The sequence below is a fragment of the Sphingobacterium psychroaquaticum genome (genome assembly GCF_900177625.1).
Lineage (GTDB): Bacteria > Bacteroidota > Bacteroidia > Sphingobacteriales > Sphingobacteriaceae > Sphingobacterium > Sphingobacterium psychroaquaticum.
In genome coordinates, this window is the sequence record NZ_FXAU01000001.1 from 847,015 (window position 1) to 864,629 (window position 17,615).

The 17,615-nt window shown below is 42.5% G+C and carries 14 protein-coding genes; 8 read left to right on the forward strand and 6 right to left on the reverse strand.

The annotated features are described in order from the left end of the window. Positions 1-2 precede the first annotated feature (2 nt). The 4 genes from B9Y69_RS03305 to B9Y69_RS03320 are packed head-to-tail and all read right to left on the reverse strand — an operon-like array spanning position 3 to position 3,431. A complete protein-coding gene (locus B9Y69_RS03305) occupies positions 3-461 on the reverse strand; it encodes a hypothetical protein (RefSeq protein WP_085471568.1) in 459 nt (152 codons plus the stop codon). After that, positions 458-1,294: a phytoene/squalene synthase family protein gene (locus B9Y69_RS03310; protein ID WP_085471569.1), complete on the reverse strand. Its 837-nt coding sequence runs from the start codon at positions 1,292-1,294 to the stop codon at positions 458-460. The genes B9Y69_RS03305 and B9Y69_RS03310 overlap by 4 nt, the downstream gene beginning before the upstream one ends. Next, the gene (locus B9Y69_RS03315; protein WP_085471570.1) at positions 1,291-2,772 is read right to left on the reverse strand and encodes a phytoene desaturase family protein; all 1,482 of its coding nucleotides are present in this window, start codon (positions 2,770-2,772) and stop codon (positions 1,291-1,293) included. Before B9Y69_RS03315 ends, B9Y69_RS03310 begins: the two co-directional genes overlap by 4 nt. Next, positions 2,769-3,431, reverse strand: a complete 663-nt coding sequence (locus B9Y69_RS03320; RefSeq protein WP_085471571.1) for a MarR family winged helix-turn-helix transcriptional regulator — start codon at positions 3,429-3,431, stop codon at positions 2,769-2,771. The genes B9Y69_RS03315 and B9Y69_RS03320 overlap by 4 nt, the downstream gene beginning before the upstream one ends. Positions 3,432-3,806: 375 nt before the next feature. Between B9Y69_RS03320 and B9Y69_RS03325 the strand changes: the two genes are divergently transcribed. From B9Y69_RS03325 to B9Y69_RS03360, 8 genes are all read left to right on the forward strand, one after another. Then, positions 3,807-4,820 carry a LacI family DNA-binding transcriptional regulator gene (locus B9Y69_RS03325; protein WP_159451801.1) on the forward strand — a complete coding sequence of 338 codons (1,014 nt, stop codon included), beginning with the start codon at positions 3,807-3,809 and terminating at the stop codon, positions 4,818-4,820. 269 nt (positions 4,821-5,089) lie between these two features. Continuing rightward, entirely contained in the window at positions 5,090-6,004 is a 915-nt protein-coding gene (gene rbsK, locus B9Y69_RS03330) for a ribokinase (protein WP_085471573.1), read from the forward strand. Between the two features lie 28 nt (positions 6,005-6,032). Next, positions 6,033-7,037: a GRP family sugar transporter gene (locus B9Y69_RS03335; RefSeq protein ID WP_085471574.1), complete on the forward strand. Its 1,005-nt coding sequence runs from the start codon at positions 6,033-6,035 to the stop codon at positions 7,035-7,037. Positions 7,038-7,048: 11 nt separating this feature from the next. After that, complete coding sequence (locus tag B9Y69_RS03340; protein WP_085471575.1) at positions 7,049-8,086, forward strand: nucleoside hydrolase; 1,038 nt, start codon at positions 7,049-7,051, stop codon at positions 8,084-8,086. Positions 8,087-8,114: 28 nt separating this feature from the next. Beyond that, entirely contained in the window at positions 8,115-11,405 is a 3,291-nt protein-coding gene (locus tag B9Y69_RS03345) for a SusC/RagA family TonB-linked outer membrane protein (RefSeq protein WP_085471576.1), read from the forward strand. Between the two features lie 13 nt (positions 11,406-11,418). After that, positions 11,419-13,209, forward strand: coding sequence for a RagB/SusD family nutrient uptake outer membrane protein (locus B9Y69_RS03350; protein ID WP_085471577.1), 1,791 nt, complete (start codon positions 11,419-11,421; stop codon positions 13,207-13,209). Positions 13,210-13,259: 50 nt separating this feature from the next. Next, positions 13,260-15,008, forward strand: a complete 1,749-nt coding sequence (locus B9Y69_RS19450; RefSeq protein WP_159451802.1) for a BACON domain-containing protein — start codon at positions 13,260-13,262, stop codon at positions 15,006-15,008. 11 nt (positions 15,009-15,019) lie between these two features. After that, positions 15,020-16,192, forward strand: a complete 1,173-nt coding sequence (locus B9Y69_RS03360; protein WP_144036492.1) for a hypothetical protein — start codon at positions 15,020-15,022, stop codon at positions 16,190-16,192. Positions 16,193-16,296: 104 nt separating this feature from the next. Here the strand turns inward: B9Y69_RS03360 and B9Y69_RS03365 are convergent, their stop codons facing one another. Next, a complete protein-coding gene (locus B9Y69_RS03365; RefSeq protein ID WP_085471580.1) occupies positions 16,297-16,662 on the reverse strand; it encodes a nuclear transport factor 2 family protein in 366 nt (121 codons plus the stop codon). A gap of 67 nt (positions 16,663-16,729) precedes the next feature. After that, complete coding sequence (locus tag B9Y69_RS03370; RefSeq protein WP_085471581.1) at positions 16,730-17,368, reverse strand: dihydrofolate reductase family protein; 639 nt, start codon at positions 17,366-17,368, stop codon at positions 16,730-16,732. Positions 17,369-17,615: the final 247 nt, after the last annotated feature.

A 17,615-nucleotide genomic window follows, 5' to 3' on the forward strand; every position in this document is an offset into this window, starting at 1 on the left:
GTTTAGTCTTTTAAAAACGGTTCAATGTTCTTTTGCAAAATCGCCGATCCAATTTGGTGGCGGTTTTCCTTAATAAATTCGGTGTCCTCATTTATGTTTGATTTATATCCTAAAAATGAAGGTGCATTTTTTTGAACTGAAAGCCGAATAAACCTTAATTCTATATTGTATGGTTCTTTTTCTAGTGCGTGCTCAATGTTTTTCTTCCCTTCTTTAAATGTATGGAGTTTACTTATCGGGCTAAAGACGTGATTTGCCCAAATGGTTTGTGAACCACCTAAATAAGCCAAATGTGTAGCTGAATTGTTTTTTGTTTCCATCAATTCCGCAATCATTTTTTCGCACAACGCCTTGTTTGATACGAGCTTGTTGTAATTAGTCCTTACTTCATCCAAGTCGGTTGAGTTAAAACTCATAAAAAAGAATGTCGTTGATATTAGTAAGCCAGTAAATTTGATCATAAAAAAGCAGTTTTATATCTTACATAACTTTTGAATGCCACCAATGCCTTCTCAGAATTAGGAACCCGAATTCTGTTATTCAGTATCTCTTTGGAAGATCTTCTTTTTATTTTCCGGAACAACAATAAATAGTACTTGTAAGCTAAATAAACCCCAAACATTGCGGAATTGGGTAGCATTTTAATCCCGATTAAAGCCTCCTTGAACTCTTTTTCTATTTCCTTTTCAATTTCACATTTCACACAATTATCAAATATGCACATATCAATATTCGGAAAATAAGTCCTGCCCAAAATCTGATAGTCATCTTTTAGATCCCTTAAAAAATTAACTTTCTGAAAAGCTGATCCCAGTTTCATTGCGTAAGGCTTCAACTCACTATACTTTTCCATATTCCCATCTGTAAAAACTTGCAGACACATCAGCCCAACTACCTCCGCTGAACCAAAAATATATTCTTCGTATAGCTCTGAATTGTACTCTATTTTCTGCAAATCCATCTCCATACTATGTAAAAACTGTTCAATTAGACTTTTGTCAATTTTATACTGATTTACTGTTTCCTGAAACGATTGTAGAATAGGATTGAGCGAAATCCCTTCATGCAGGGCAGCGTGGGTTTCAGCTTTTAACCGATTCAATAGTTTCTCTTTGTCGTACCCGTGAAAACTGTCTACGATTTCATCTGCTAATCTCACATAACCATATATTGCATATATTGCAGAACGAATAGACGGTTTCAACGCTAAAATTCCCAAGGAAAAACTCGTACTATATTTTTGCGTTGTTATCTTACTTACCGAGTGCGATAGTTCATCGAATAACTTTTTCATAGCTCTTCGTGTTTAAGTTTGATTATTTCATTCGCTACAATTTTTCCAGATATGATGGAAGGTGGAACGCCGGGGCCAGGAACGGTCAATTGGCCGGTATAGAATAAGTTTTTCAATCTCTTGCTTTTTATTTTAGGTTTTAAAACCGCAGTTTGACCGAGCGTGTTTGCCAATCCGTAAGCATTCCCCCCATACGCATTGTAATCGGAAACAAAATCGCTAACACAGTAACTTCTTTTGTATTCAATCATGGATCGTAAACCGGTTACACCTGTATGTTTCTCAATTCTTGCAAGCATTTCCGTTAAATATTGTTCCCGGACAAACTCCTCATCGTTGATTCCGATAGCTAAAGGCATCAACAAAAACAGGTTTTCTTTACCCTTGGGGGCAACGGTATTATCTGTCTTTGATGGACAACAGGCATAAAACAGTGGTTTCCCCGGCCATTTCTTCACTCCGTAGATGCAATCAATATGTTCGTCCAGATCATTCTCAAAGAAAAGTGTATGATGCTTGAGGTTGGGAATAGATTGCTTGATACCTAAATAATAGATCAAACTTGATGGCGCAAATGTTTTGTTTTGCCAGTATGCCTCCGAATAATTTCTATACTCTTTATTTAGGAGTGTTTCCGTATGGTGATAATCTGAAGAAGCTATGACAGCATCAAACTCATAGATTTCGCCATTGATGGTTAAAGACCTTACCTTGCCATTTTGTGTATTTATACTTTCAACGGTTTTGTTAAAATGAAAAACAGCACCCTGGTTTTCGGCTACTTTTTTCATCGCCAACACCAATTGATAAAAACCGCCATTTGGGTAATGTGTTCCTAGCACATAACCTCCGTAATTCATCAAACTATACAATGCGGGAATATTTTTTGGAGATGCACCCAGAAAAATTACAGGAAACTCCATCAATGTTCTTAATTTTTCATTCTTAAAGTATTTTGCGACATAGTTTCTGAAGTTAGTCAACAAATCTAATTTCAATGCACTTTTTGCTATTTTTGGAGAAATGAACTCAAACCAATTATGGCAAGGCTTGTTCACAAAATCCTGCATTCCAACTTCATACTTGAATTTAGCCGACTTCATAAATTTTTCTAATTGCAAGCCTGCGCCCTTTTCAATTTGTTCGAACAAGAGTTTAAGTTCTTCTAGATTCTTAGGGACACTAATTTTATCTTGTGAAAAAATTATTTCAAACTGCGGATTTAATGTAATCAGCTCAAAGAAATCAGAACTTTTATGACCGAAATCAGCAAAAAAGCTTTCAATAATATCCGGCATCCAGTACCAACTTGGTCCCATATCAAAGACATAACCTTGTGCGGTAGAAAATTGTCTTGCTCTTCCCCCTGGTCGATCGTGTTTTTCAAATACAGAAACTTCATTACCCGCTTTTGCCAAATAAGCACTTGTGGATAATCCCGAAAAACCGGAACCAATAACGGCTATTCTTTTCTTCATCCCTTTCTATCTTTTAAAACATCGTTCAATAAATATTCTGGGTCAATATTTTTATCGTAGATCTGTTGATGAAAATCATTGAGTTTGTTCAGCAACCTGATTAAATCCATTTTTTCGTTATGGGTTAAATCTCCTGTAACTATTTCAGTTGCTTTTCTTATTTTATCCATTTGCCTTTCTAAAATCTGCATTCCCTTGTTGCTGATTTTTAAAACTTTACTTCTTTTGTCTGTGTCAGAATCAGTTTGATTTACCCAACCTTGAGCAATTAGGCGGTTAATAACTTGCATTCCTGCTGGTTTTTCGTGTACGTTCCTTTTTATCAATTCCATTTTAGTCATTTCGCCGAAAGCTTTTAAGTTAATGAGGTAGATAAAATCCTCCTGCGTAGAGAATTCTGAACCGAATATTGCCGATTTGGAATAACTCTTAGCATATCTATTCATATGGACAATTAAAGTATTGATGACACTTTCCGCACTACGTCCCTTTTCTTTTCCTTCCCAATTAGGTTCCTTATTTCTCTCCTCATCTTTATAGTTGTCGACTATCCATCTTTTAAAGCCTTCGATATCATTAGGATATGTTCTGTCTTGAGAAATATTTGCCTCAAATTCTTCAAGCAGATTGACAACATTTTTTAAAATATCATATTTCATACACACTGAGTTGGTGTGTAAATATACTATATTTTGTTAAAAAAGTATATTTTTAAACCAAATGCTTTAGGTGCTTGTTTTTTTGTACTGTAAGACTATTGATAAGGTCGGTAGTGTATATATCTGTTGGGGGCGATACAAACGATACTACCTTCCTGAAAATCGTAAGATTGTCGTCCGTATTTCATATGGCTGGCACAATAGTTTTTAAACATAATGGAAAAAATCACAACTGATAAGAGTAGCCTCTTTCATCATCTCATTCATCTTGCAAAAAATCAATCCTAAATAGTACGTGGAATTTATTATTTTTGATTTGTATCCCTAGTCGGGTAACGCTATCACGTTCAGTAAATCTCAAGAAAACATATGGCCATGCAAGGAAACGTAACTATAAAGACCGTTGCTCAGGAAACGGGCTTATCCTTAACAACTGTTTCTAGGGTGCTGAATGGTACAGCAGAGAAATACCGTATTTCTGAAGCTACGCAGGCTGCGGTCCTTGCCGAAGCCAAGAAGCAAGGGTACATCCCCAATATGGCGGCAAAAACCCTGCGATTGAATAAGAGTCGTACCATTGGCCTGATTGTTCCTACACTTAATAATCCGTTCTTTTCTTTGGTCGCCAGTACGGTCAGTAAATTACTGTACGCCCAAGGATATGTGGTGTTGATGAGCGACTGTGCGAATGACCCCGAAGAGGAACGCAAATTAATCAAGACCTTCTTGACGCAAAATATTGAAGGTATCTTAGCGATTCCCGTGGGTGGGCGGAAGAACTATGAACTCCTAGAGAAGGGCGGAGTGCCCACCGTATTTATTGACCGCTTTTTTGAAGAAAGCAAAATCCCCTATGTAGCAACCGATCATTTTGATTCAGCGTTTAAATTGATGGAACACTTGGTGGAGCATGGACATACACTGATCGCTTGTATCCAAGGAGATGTGCAGACCATTTCCAATCAATACCGAGTAAAAGGTTATTTGGAGGCACTAAAGAAACATAATATCGGTTATTCCTATTTGAAAGGAGGCAGCTTTACGACGGATGAAGGATATCTGGAAACAAAAATACTTCTGAAACAATCGCAAAAGCCCACCGCAATTATGGCACTTAGTGATACCATATTGCTTGGTGCACTGAAAGCGATACGAGAAGAGGGGATGTCGATTCCAGAAGATATTTCTGTCGTGTCTATCGATAATTCATCCTATTTAGATTTTCTGTCTGTTCCAATTACATCTGTTTCTCACCCTATTACAGAGATCACGCAGCTGGCCATAAAGATGTTGCTGGATCAAATGGGGGCCAACCAAGCGTCTGCTCCGACGAATATTGTACTGGAAGCAAAGCTTATTGCGCGGAAATCAGTACAATATATTCCTTGATAATCAATACGCTGTAAACTTTTTGTTATCTAATAAATAATATAATTAAACATTTTTAAAGATTATTTTAAAACAGATTAAAGCCTTTTAAAGGGCTTTTTTGGTTTAAAATGAGGGTGTTTGGTGTGATCGTTACGCGATTTTTGTTGTTATTAAATTATTAAATATCAGGGTTGTGTTTGCTATATATAGTATTTTGTTTTTATATTAGCGACAACGTTATCGCAAAAGGTAACCAATTATTAGATACCATTTTACCATAATAAATAATGAAACAAAAAAAAATCATTGTGATCGGCAGTTCCAATACGGATATGGTTGTTAAGACCTCGAATTTTCCAAAACCAGGCGAGACGGTGTTAGGTGGGGAATTTTTGATGAATCCAGGCGGCAAGGGGGCGAATCAAGCCGTAGCTGCTGCGAGGTTGGGCGCGAATGTAAGTTTTGTAGGACGTGTAGGGAATGATCTTTTTGGAAAAGAGGCGGTTGCTCATCTGCAAGAAGAGGGCATTGATGTGACCCATATCGAGTATGATGCAAAACTTAGTTCTGGGATAGCTTTGATTACGGTAGATCAAAAGGCCGAAAATACAATTGTGGTAGCCTCGGGGGCTAACAATGCACTGCATGTTGATGATTACAGTAAGCTTGATGCATTAATTGACGCCGATGCCATTGTGTTGATGCAGCTGGAAATCCCCTTGGAAACAGTTCGCCAAATGGCACAGTATGCAAAATCGCGCGGTGCGCTGGTTGTTCTGAACCCTGCGCCGGCCGCCGAGTTAGCGGCAGATATATTGCAGTTCGTGGATATCATCACGCCCAATGAGCATGAGATTTCTACGTTGACCCAGACAGAGGTTACAGATGCAGAAACCGCAGGTAAGGCCGCCTCGTTGCTCGCGGCTAAAGGGCCTGCCATTGTGCTGGTCACCATGGGGAGCAAGGGCGTACTCTTGTTTCAGGAAAATAACCAACATGCCTTTGCTGCAGAAAAGATTGTCGCGGTAGATACGACAGCTGCTGGTGATGTCTTTAATGGTGCTTTTGTTGCATTTTTGAGTAAAGGTTATAGCTTACATCAAGCTATCGCTTTGGCAAATCACGCGGCTGGCATTTCCGTCACACGTAATGGAGCACAATCCTCAGCTCCCTTTCTCCATGAATTAAGTATTGACTTTTAAGATTTGATAACCAAATAACCAATTAACCATGTTTATAGTAAAAGAATATGTATTAGCTGTGGTACTCTGTATCGTGACCATGCTCTGCTGGGGATCGTGGGGGAACACCCAGAAATTAGCGAGTAAGAATTGGCGATTTGAACTTTTCTATTGGGATTATGTGCTGGGTATATTGCTGTTTTCTATTATTTCAGCCTTTACCTTAGGAAGTATAGGGGCGGAGGGAAGATCTTTCGTGGCCGACCTAAAACAAGTTTCTTCCACTAATCTTCTCCGGGCTTTATTGGGCGGTATTATTTTCAATGCGGCCAATATCCTGTTATCTGCTTCCATCGCGATTGCAGGGATGTCGGTCGCATTTCCTGTGGGAATCGGAATAGCTTTGGTATTGGGGGTAATTGTAAATTATTCAGGCGCACAAAGTGGTAATCCCTATTATCTGGCGTTCGGCGTTGTGCTCATCGTCATCGCTATTTTGATCAATGCCCGTGCCTATCAATTGAAAGCAAACACGAGTGCTCAGAATCATTCAAATCGTGGTATTATCCTGTCTATTGTTGCCGGTGTTTTAATGGCATTCTTTTATCGGTTTGTGGCCGCCTCGATGGACTTACAAAATTTCGTGAATCCAGAAGTGGGAAAAATGACACCTTATACAGCCTTTTTTGTTTTTGCCATTGGCGTCTTCCTGAGCAATTTTATTTTTAATAGCTACATCATGAAAAAGCCGTTTGTTGGAGAAGCAACCAGTTACCGGGCCTATTTTAGCGGTAGTCTGGGTAATCATTTGACAGGGATTATTGGGGGTATGATATGGGGCTTGGGGAATGCTTTAAATCTTATTGCGGCAGGAAAAGCCGGTGCAGCCATTTCGTATGGCTTGGGACAGGGGGCGACCTTAGTGGCCGCATTGTGGGGTGTCTTTGTGTGGAAAGAATTTAGTGGTGGTCCGCGTGGAACCAAAGCGATGCTGAGCGCCATGTTTTTATTTTTTATACTCGGCCTAGCGGCAATCATATACGCAGGCTTATAACTGTTAAACCCATGAAAAGAATTAAATTTTTAGCGCTTGGCTTCAGTTTGCTGTTCGGTACGATATGTATAACAGCTTCTGCGCAACACCTTAAAAAGGAAAGTCCTGCATTGGTCATTCTGGATACCGATATGGGAAATGATATTGATGATGTCATGGCTATTGATATTTTGTATAAATATGCCGATCAAAAGCGCGCCAAGGTATTGGGGATCATGAATAATAAGAGCTCGGCTTATTCGACGCGGCTGATCGATATGCTCAATACGTGGTATGGATACGGATCGGTGCCGATCGGTCGTATTGAAGATGGTGTGCATATTGATGACTATGTCGATTACAGCAGGAATATGGTGGAAATGAACCAAGATTCTATGCGGTACCGCTATAGCGTGAAGAATCATGCAGCTCTGCCTGAAGCACATATATTGTATCGTAAATTGTTGGCTGCGCAGAAAGATCAATCGGTCACTATTATTTCCATCGGGTTTTCGACGAACCTAGCGCGATTGCTACAGACCGAGGCCGATCAATATTCAAAATTGTCTGGACGTGAATTGGTTCAAAAGAAAGTGAAACTTCTCTCTCTCATGGCGGGTTCATTCGGGGAAAAAAAGCGGGCCGAGTTTAATGTCATTCACGATATTCCGTCGGCGCAATTTCTATTTGCCAACTGGCCGGGACAGATCGTTGTATCGCCATTTGAAATTGGGAAGAAAGTGATCTACCCCGGCAAAAATATAGAGACCGATTACCAGTGGGCGAGACATCATCCACTGGTCGATAGTTATAAAAGATATAGACCATATCCTTATGATCGACCAACCTGGGATCTCACCTCCGTTTTTTACGTGTTTAATCCCAACAGCCCGGTGTGGCAGAAGTCCGCTTTAGGGAAAATTACAATCGATGATAAGGGATTTATGTTTTATGAGGAAGGAAAACAGGGTAAACATGTCATTCTAGGCTTGCCCGACAATCAAGTGGATGCCTTAAAGGATGCACTGATCCAATTATTAAAAACACCAACCGTAAAGAGACAACAATAAGCGAAGCGTATTAACACAATATAAAATTATGGGACCAAAAATTGTAAAACCAATTTTGATTGGGCTTGCCATGCCATTTATTTGGCCACAAATAGCCCTCGCTTCCGATAGTTCTGCACGAATTATGATGGAGCAAAAAGAGATTCGAGGGCAGGTCGTCAATGCAGCGAATGAGCCATTAGCGAATGTTACTGTCCGTGTAGGGGATGGTTTGGAAGTGGTGTATACCGATGCTCAAGGACGATTTTCGGTAAAATCACCCGGGGTAGGAAGCATCTTGCATTTTACTGCGGTTGGGTATGACCAAGCAAGCGTGGAAGTGAAAAATACCGAAGAGTTGCGGGTGGTCTTGCAGGTTCGCGACCATACCCTGGATGAGGTCGTTGTGGTCGGCTATGGAACCCAGTTGCGAAAGAATGTCGTCGGCGCTGTTTCGACCTTATCGGGAGACGAGGTGCACAATAGACCCAATGCCTATGTGTTGCGCTCCCTACAGGGGCAGATTCCCGGTGTGAACATCAGTATGGTGGATGGTAAGCCGAGCCGTAGTGCCACGATTAATATCCGTGGAAATACCCAATCGATTGGCGCTGGTGGTTCTGCATTGACGCTGGTAGATGGGGTTGAAGCCGATTTAACGGCAATCAATCCCGAGGATATCGAAAATATATCCGTTTTGAAGGATGCTTCGTCTACAGCGGTTTATGGTGCGCGCGGTGCATTTGGGGTTGTTTTGGTGACCACTAAAAAAGCCAAGCGGGATAAGGTAAGCATCAATTATAGCCCAAGCTTCAATGTTTATCAGGAAACCGTAAGACCAAAATTTGAAACGGATCCTCAAGTTTGGTACGACAATTTTAAAGAGGCACATGTCGCGTATCGACATGCCTTGCCAACGGGCATCAATAACTTCTTTCCGTGGAGCCAAGCGTGGGAAGATGAGTTTAAAAAGCGCAAGAATGATCCCGAGAACAGTTATTTGGATTGGGATATCGATAAAAATGGCTTGTATCAGTATTATGGGGAGACCAATTGGCATAATGAGTTTTATAATAAAGCCACCTATGGCATGCAGCATAACCTGAATCTATCGGGGGGCGGAGAGGTTTCGGATTTTATTGTTTCCTCTCGCTATTTTGAGCAAGGTGGTATTTATCGTATTGGAGATGAGAAATTCAAGCAGATCAATCTCAGGGCAAAGGGAGGAATCAATATCGGTAAAAAGATACGGCTGGAAAACAATACAGATTTTATCCGTAGAACCTATCATCAACCTTTTGGGAACCCAAGTTCCTTAACGATCCCACGAAACATCGAACATCAGGGGTATCCGTTGACCAAGGTCAAGAACCCCGATGGTACCTGGACGGCTACGGCTGTGTATACCGGATATGCAGCGATGGCCGATGGAAACAATTACCGGGATAACTTTAAATTTGATCTCAAAAACACCACTTTTCTGACTGTAAACCTGATCGATAAAGTATTGCAGCTAAAGGGAGATTATACCTACCTGTACAACCATTCTAAACGCTATGATGTGAGCAATCCCGTAAGCTATTCGAACGGGCCCGGTTTGCAGATCAACTACCCATTGCTAAGCTACCTGGATCAACGCGATTACGAAACGGAATACCATGTCGCCAATGCTACAGTCAATTATACACCACAGCTATCCGCCGATCATTATTTGGATGTTTTGGCGGGTTGGAATATTGAAAATAAGAAGTACTACTCCATTCAGATGATGAAAGATGGGTTGTTGAAACCGGATCAACCGAACTTTTCATTGATGGATGGAACCAATTTGACGCTGCAGGATTTGGGAAGTTATGCCTGGGGTTTTAACGGTGCTTTTTACCGTGTGAGCTATAATTACAAAAGCAAGTACCTTTTAGAGGCTAGTGGTCGCTACGATGGAAGTTCAAAGTTTCCATCCAATCAACAATGGGGCTTCTTTCCGTCGGCCTCGGTGGGGTGGCGCATGTCTCAGGAATCGTTTATGAAAGGCATCTCGTGGTTAGATAATCTGAAATGGCGCTTTTCGATCGGATCGGCAGGTAATGGAAACGTAGATCCGTACCTGTATATGGAGATGATGGCTATTTCGAAATCTACGGGCGTGCTGACTAACGGTACGAAGGAGTCCAATACTTCGGCTCCGTCACCCATTCCACGAACATTGACCTGGGAGAAGGCTTCAACCACAGATTTAGGTTTGGATATCGATTTGTTTCAGGGCCGGTTAAACTTTGTTGCGGACATCTATGAGAAGAATACCACCAATATGTTTGTCGTAGGCGCCGAAATTCCGGCAGTGGCGGGTTATACATCACCTAAGGGCAATAATGCCGATATGCGCACCCGTGGTTTCGAATTGGCATTGGGCTATAAGGACAAGTTTAATTTGAATGGCGAAAACTTTAACTACCATGTGAAGCTGGCTTTATGGGATAGTAAGTCCATTATTACTAAATACACGAGTAAGACGAATACCTTACCGACGTTATATTCTAATGCGTACTACGAAGGGATGGAGCTTGGTGAAATTTGGGGGTATCATGTTGAAGGGCTATTTGCTACGGACGAAGAGGCGCAGGCTTGGGGCGTAACGGCGCAGTCTAAGACATTTTGGAGTGGTGATAATGTCAGCTGGAATGCGGGAGATTTGAAATTTGCCGATTTGGATGGTAGTGGAGAAGTGGACAACGGTAACAACACCCTTCAGAATCATGGTGACTTATACAAAATAGGTAATTCCTCACCGCGCTATCATTTTGGAATCAACCTTGGTGCGCGCTACAAAGGAATTGGGGTTTCAGCTTTCTTCCAGGGAATTATGCAGCGCTACTGGTATCCAGCCGGTGAATCGGGCTACTTCTGGGGACAGTATAATCGGACCTATGGTTATTCCTTGCCTTGGCAAAATGCAGACCGCTGGACCGAAGAAAATCCAGATCCCAACGCCTATTGGCCACGGTTGCGGGGTTCCCTCGCGGCATCGGGACGTGGTACATTGCGTGCTGCAAATGATCGTTACATTCAAAATGCACGGTATACCAGACTTAAGAATCTAACGGTAGATTATACCATTCCGGCAGATGTGTTAAAGAAATATGGTGTCGGGCAGATGCGCGTTTACCTTTCTGGCGAGAATCTATTCTTTTGGTCTCCACTGAAGAAGCATGCACCGAACTATGACCCGGAACAGATTACAGCAGGGGACTCCGACTATAGTGCGGTAACTGGAACAGATGGTCAGGGCTATGGGTATCCCATGACAAAAAGCTATACCGTAGGGTTGAATATTTCATTTTAAAAGATAAAGAGAGATGAATTTTAATAAAAATATGTTAGGGTTAAGTGTTGCGATATTATTCTTATCCTGTCAAAAAAATCTGAATCAGGAACCGATTCGTTCGATTTCGGCAGAGACGTATTTCGATTCAGAAAGTGCTTTGAAAACCTATGCAAATGGTTTTTTAACCCGTTATCTCCCGTCCGTAGAGAATCTCACTCGAGGGGATCAATACAGTGATATCAGTGTGACCACACAGACGGAAGCTTTTTTGAAACCGGGGTTTAATGCGTTGACGACCAACAACTGGACGGCAGGTACGTGGGAACAACTTTACAATGTCAATTACTTTTTGGTCAACCTACAGAAATCGGCCGCTAAGTTAAACAATGACGCCTTGGTAAAGCACTATGAAGGGGTGGGCCGCTTTTGGCGCGCTTGGTTTTATTGGGATAAGGTCAAGCTATTTGGGGATGTGCCTTGGTATGGCGAACCGATAGACCCTAATGATGAGGCGCAGTTATACAAGGGGCGCGATCCGCGGGAGATGGTGATGCAACATGTGCTGGAGGATCTGGATTTTGCGATACTCCACTGCTCCCAGGAAGATAAGTATGTCAATAAGAATGTCATCAACCGGTATGTGGCATTGGCTTTAAAATCTAGGATTTGCCTGTTTGAGGGTACGTTCCGGAAATACCACGGATTGGCGGATTCGGAGAAATGGTTGCAAGCGAGTCTCGCGGCATCGCAGGAGCTGATGAACAAGAGTCCTTTTGGCCTGTTGGGGACTGTGGGAGAGGAAAGTACTAATTACAAGAAAGTTTTTAAAAGCCTGGCTCCGCAGTATAAGGAAGTGATCCTTTCCAATGAGATGAATATCGAGGAAAATAGGGTACATGATGCCTCTTGGTTTTTTTCATCGGGAACAGCGGGGCAGCGAAATTCGGTTACCAAAGCTTTTGTCAATATGTACTTGAACCTGGATGGTTCGCGCTATACGGACCTCCCAAACTACAATAAGAAGGTCTTTTCTGAGGAATTTAAAAACCGGGATTATCGCTTACAGCAGTCTATTATCACACCGGCATACCGGAAGAAAGTAGCGGGCACAGAGACCAACGATTTTGCCAAGGTATTTCCGGGCTTGGGGTCGCAGCTGACCTATTATCGAATTATCAAATGGAACATGGACGATGATGCCTTTGAAAGCAACACCAGTAGTCAAAACTCACTGTCTGTATTCCGCTTTGCAGAAATTCTTTTGAACTATGCCGAAGCGAAGGCAGAGCTGGGAGAAATGCATACCGAAGAGTGGAACAAGAGTATCCGTTTGCTCCGGGAGCGCTCGGGTGTTAATGGGAAAGAGCCATCCGTGGCCGACCCGTACCTGCAAAACTATTATGAAGGGGTATCCGATAAATGGATTTTGGAAGTGCGTAGAGAGCGGGCGGTTGAAATGCTGATGGAAGATGTAAGACGCGACGATCTGATGCGATGGAAGCTAGGGCAGAAGTTGACGGTCGAGATGGCAGGTATATATATTCCCGAACTCGGTAAGCCTTTTGATATGAGTGGCGATGGAAAGAATGATATCTGTTTTTACTCGACGAGCAGTCCGCGCCCGACGGCGACAGAACCAGGTGTTACGTATGTGCAAATCACCGCTAAGGCGGGGGATGCGGCAACGACGTACGGGATTAATTCGGATAATAATTTGGTGTATAAGTTAGATAGGATATGGTTGGACAAGATGTACTATTACCCGATACCGCAAGCGGCCATTAATATCAATCCCAATTTAGGTCAAAACAATGAATGGTAAATCTCAGGCAGGAAGCAATGAAAAGTATTAATTATTCAATAAATAGATGCATGGTCTGGTTGCTAATCGGACTTTGCGGGTTGAGCTCATGTTCCAAGGATGAGCTCCTAAACCTTTTTCAACGTCAATCCGATGGGTTGAACTTTGAGTACCTGGCAAACAGCAATGACTTTGCCATAAAGTCATCCGGTTCCTGGTCGGCTTCATCCAGTACGGATTGGATCACCGTGAGCCCTGCTTCTGGAGAAGGGAATGGGGCGTCGGAACAGCAGGTGCAGATCCAAGTCCAGCAAAATACAGGGAACGCGCGCGAGGGTAAGGTGAACATCACACAAGGGGGAAAAAGTTTCGATGTTTTAATTACGCAGGACGAAGGAAACTTGGTGTTCGACAAACCTATTGTTGCCTCTAGTTTTCTGATCAACCAGGCGGTAGATGGTCAAATGTTGCAGCTGCCTTACCAAAAGGGAGCATCTTCGGATCAAGTTGACCTGAAGTTTGAGCTGGAAGGCCCCGGTAGCAAAGGATTAAAGATAGGAGAGCCGCAGTCCACAAATTTAGTAGCTGGAAATGCGACGATTAATATCCCTTTGGTCGGAGTGCCTACACAGACCGGAGAGATCCAGATCAAGATAAATCTGGAGGTGGCCAGTCGTGGACTGAAGAATAGCTTCATCGTAAAGAGCCGGGTAAAAGTAGATGGGGGATTAGATCCACTGGAAAGTCCAACCGTAACGCTTGTTAAGGTTTTACCACGGATGGCAGTATTGGATTGGGGTAAATACATTAAAAATTCAGGTGTTTCCCGTACGTTCGAACTGGAATTGGCAACCAGTCAATATGGTCCGGCTATCCGCCGCTATGCCAATCAGGTAAACTGGTTGAGCTCGACTAGCATTGGGACAGGATCTTACTTCTTTGATTTTAATCGATTTGCCTTTGCCGCTTTAACGCCAAATACTACGTATTGGTTTCGGATTGTGCATAAAACGGTTAACTCCAATAATGTAGATTCAGATGTGAGTTATTTTCAGTTTTCTACACCACGGGAAGAGGTTTTGGGAAGCAATGTGGTGCTCTACAAAGATTTTGATGATTTCTGGTGGGGCGGATCTCCGATCTATCAAGCATTTGGGGTTCAGCCTATCGAAGCTGATATCCGTGCAGGGATGGACCCGCGCTCTGATGTGATTAAAGGTACGGATATACGCACCAACTCATGGAACAACAATCTGGCGAACGCCTTTGCGGGCAACTTGGGTCCAACGGGCGCTCCGGTGTTATGGGATGCTTACTGGGATGGGGCTAAGTACGGTAAAAATCTAACAGCAGCAGATTATGCGGGTTGGAATGGTGAAAATGCGTTTCCATTTACTGGAGGAATCCGTCTGGCATCCGCTTCGGCTACGGGTAATTTGAGGACGGCAAAGCTGGATAAACTAGGCGATGTTCCTGCCAATATTTTGATTACAACAAATACCGCTGCTTATTTTGAACCCTACCACAATTGGGGGGAAGATTTTCTGAAGCACTATATACAGATCGAAGGGGACGGCAAAATAACAGATGCAGGAGCGACGGGAGTCATTGATAGCGATAAGCAAGCGTCGGTGACCATGAAGTCAAATGTAGATCCGGTTACGAAGGGGCCTTTGTACCAGACCACGATACCGACCCAACATCAGGTGAAGGTGAGTGGTGCGACAAAGAACACCAGGGTGGTGATACGCACATATCCGTATTCGGGAAGTGCACATTATCGTATTTGGGTAGATGATATTAAAGTTGAACAGTATTAATGTTGAGGAATATGAAAACAGTAGTAAAATATATGTTAGGTTTAGCGAGTGTTTGGAGCTTAGCGGGCTGCTCCAAATTTCCGCTTCCCGAAATAGTAAAACCTGCGGTGGACCAGACCGATAAGAAGTCGACCACCAATATTTCTGCTTTTGATGCGGCAGCAAATATCTATAGCCGAAATACTGCTTTGCTGGGAAATAATGCGATGCAGGGGTTTAATTTTGATAGCGACGGTTCGATCTGGTATACGCAGAGTGGGGAGAGCGCTGTAAAGCATCAGATTAATCTAGTGAAGTCTGCCGTAAATAAAAACACTTCGATATTGACCGCGAACACAGACTTTATGAAGCTGAGTTACTTTGGACACGGTACCAATACAGCGATGGAGGAGGTCGGGTCGGATCGGTATGTGTGGATCGGTGCGTATGGGAGCGCCAACAATGCGGGGGAATACTGGAATGAAAAGTTGATCGGCCGTGTTAAGTATGTCAAGGGAAAGACGGTGAAGACGAATGAGTGTGATGAGTATTATTATATTGGCAAAGGGTATACGGATATGCATCCTTGCATTGATGCCGAGAATGATTTACTGACGATTAATTATGCGGATCCGACCAATAATGCATTTCGTTGCTTTATGGTGTTTAAGTTGAGTGAGGCGAGGCAGGCGACGATGACGAACACGGTGGTGGAAAGCACGGACGGTTTTGAAACGAATAACCCATCTTCCTTGAATAAGAAGAGCTATACTGTCTACTGTCGGGATTTGACGAAGCTGACACCGGTTGCCAAGATGAAGTTCCGTAAAACGGGCTATGGAAATGCTAATGCGACTTATTACGACTGGCAGGGGTTCGATGTTCATAAGGATAAATTGTATTATGTCGAAGGGCAGTCTAATTATAATTTGTTTGGTAGCTTTTTTACCGACGATGTGTCTCAATCGTATGTTACTATTTTTGATTTTAACGGTAATATCGTGGAGGAACGGACGCAGGTGGCCGTTATCTCTGATCGAAATGCGTTAAAGAGTATTGGGATGACCGAATTGGGGGCGATGGAATCGGAAGGTATCAAGGTGTATAAGGGTAAGTTGTATCTTGGCTATACGTCGCGTGGAATTACGCAGCAGGATACGAAGCATTATCAGAATATTTTTGTTTTTGATGACGCTAAGAAGTAATATTCTGCTAAACAGCCCTCAATTTTAATTGGGGGCTGTTTTTTTATTGGGACTTCTTCTTTTGAGGGCTTCTCTGGCCTTATCGATTGGCTGGCCATTATGGGTTAGGCTGAACTGCCGCTTCCACCCACGACTTTTATTCCGTCAGCGAATTTTTTCCAAAACCGGATATACTTGTATTGGGCTTCGAAGGCTTGCCCACCGTAATTTCCGTTGAGCTTGATTTGTACGGTAACGATGGCAAGATCGTCTATGATATTTAGTGCTTCAATTGCTGGTGTCAGTGCATCTATTTTGAGCATTCCAGAACGGTAGGTTTCTAAATCCATTTCCTTGGTGATGGTTTCTCCGCTGGGAACGATAAATAGTAGATCCTTATGCAGCAGTTTGTCCAGTGCTTCGACGTTACTGCTTTTCATTGCGTCGTAAAGTTGGTTTTCTAGCGCTAGAATATCGTTTTTCGTTATCATCGTTTGGTTTTTGGAGGTGTTTTGTTGGATGCTAGTGGACGTTGGTTTAATGACGGGAGCATTGAACTCATTTTGTGGGCGAGGCGCTCTTTTTTGTCAGTTTATACCGTAAGTGCGTTGTGAAATCGGAGGGTAAAACTTCCATGATTTTAATATCATAGATATCTTTATCAATCCCCTCAAAGAGTCTAATGCCACTGCCTAAGAACACGGGAGCAATATGTATGAAAAATTCGTCTACCAGTCCGGCATTCAAAAACTGCTGGATTGTGTTTGCGCCACCTTGTATTCTGACGTCTTTTCCTTTTGCGGATTTTATGGCTTTGTCGAGTGCACTCTCGATGCCATCGTTGATAAAATAAAAGGTTGTACTGCCTTCTTGCACCCAAGGTTCTCGTACTTCATGCGTTAGCACGTAAACATCTGCTTTGTATAGGTCATTTGGCCAACTTGCCTCGCCTTCCTCAAACATGCGTTTACCCATGATGAAGGCGCCCGTGCGCGCAATGGTTTCTCTGATATACGTACCATCTAGGGTATCTTCCTTGCCGCCTTCGACCCCAAGATACGCCCAGAATGCTTTTTGATTGAACATCCAGGAATGTATTTTTGCCGAAACACCTCCCATGGGGTTTTCCGGGCCTCTGTTGTCTCCTGCAAAAAAGCCGTCTAGGGATATTCCGCTATCAAATATTATCTTGCTCATTCTTTGTGTTTATGGTCGGTTATTGTTTAAGACGCTAGGGTTACGCTTTTTATTGCCCTCGCATATTGATTTTAAATGTACGGAAATTCTTATTGCGCTGGTGCAGAAAGTATTGAAAAAATAGGAAGTGATGTAAAGTTTTCTTTCCGTCGAAGTAGGAGCGAAGTTCTGTGTCTATTAAAGATTTTAATAAATTCTTCGCTAAGTACGCTATTACGAGGGGGCTTATATTATTAATTTCACTACT

Excerpts from the sequence above, each read along its gene's own strand:
- B9Y69_RS03305 (WP_085471568.1), bottom strand. The coding sequence starts at position 461 with ATGATCAAATTTACTGGCTTACTAATATCAACGACATTCTTTTTTATG.
- B9Y69_RS03310 (WP_085471569.1), bottom strand. The coding sequence starts at position 1,294 with ATGAAAAAGTTATTCGATGAACTATCGCACTCGGTAAGTAAGATAACA.
- B9Y69_RS03315 (WP_085471570.1), bottom strand. The coding sequence starts at position 2,772 with ATGAAGAAAAGAATAGCCGTTATTGGTTCCGGTTTTTCGGGATTATCC.
- B9Y69_RS03320 (WP_085471571.1), bottom strand. The coding sequence starts at position 3,431 with ATGAAATATGATATTTTAAAAAATGTTGTCAATCTGCTTGAAGAATTT.
- B9Y69_RS03325 (WP_159451801.1), top strand. The coding sequence starts at position 3,807 with ATGCAAGGAAACGTAACTATAAAGACCGTTGCTCAGGAAACGGGCTTA.
- rbsK (WP_085471573.1), top strand. The coding sequence starts at position 5,090 with ATGAAACAAAAAAAAATCATTGTGATCGGCAGTTCCAATACGGATATG.
- B9Y69_RS03335 (WP_085471574.1), top strand. The coding sequence starts at position 6,033 with ATGTTTATAGTAAAAGAATATGTATTAGCTGTGGTACTCTGTATCGTG.
- B9Y69_RS03340 (WP_085471575.1), top strand. The coding sequence starts at position 7,049 with ATGAAAAGAATTAAATTTTTAGCGCTTGGCTTCAGTTTGCTGTTCGGT.
- B9Y69_RS03345 (WP_085471576.1), top strand. The coding sequence starts at position 8,115 with ATGGGACCAAAAATTGTAAAACCAATTTTGATTGGGCTTGCCATGCCA.
- B9Y69_RS03350 (WP_085471577.1), top strand. The coding sequence starts at position 11,419 with ATGAATTTTAATAAAAATATGTTAGGGTTAAGTGTTGCGATATTATTC.
- B9Y69_RS19450 (WP_159451802.1), top strand. The coding sequence starts at position 13,260 with ATGGTCTGGTTGCTAATCGGACTTTGCGGGTTGAGCTCATGTTCCAAG.
- B9Y69_RS03360 (WP_144036492.1), top strand. The coding sequence starts at position 15,020 with ATGAAAACAGTAGTAAAATATATGTTAGGTTTAGCGAGTGTTTGGAGC.
- B9Y69_RS03365 (WP_085471580.1), bottom strand. The coding sequence starts at position 16,662 with ATGATAACGAAAAACGATATTCTAGCGCTAGAAAACCAACTTTACGAC.
- B9Y69_RS03370 (WP_085471581.1), bottom strand. The coding sequence starts at position 17,368 with ATGAGCAAGATAATATTTGATAGCGGAATATCCCTAGACGGCTTTTTT.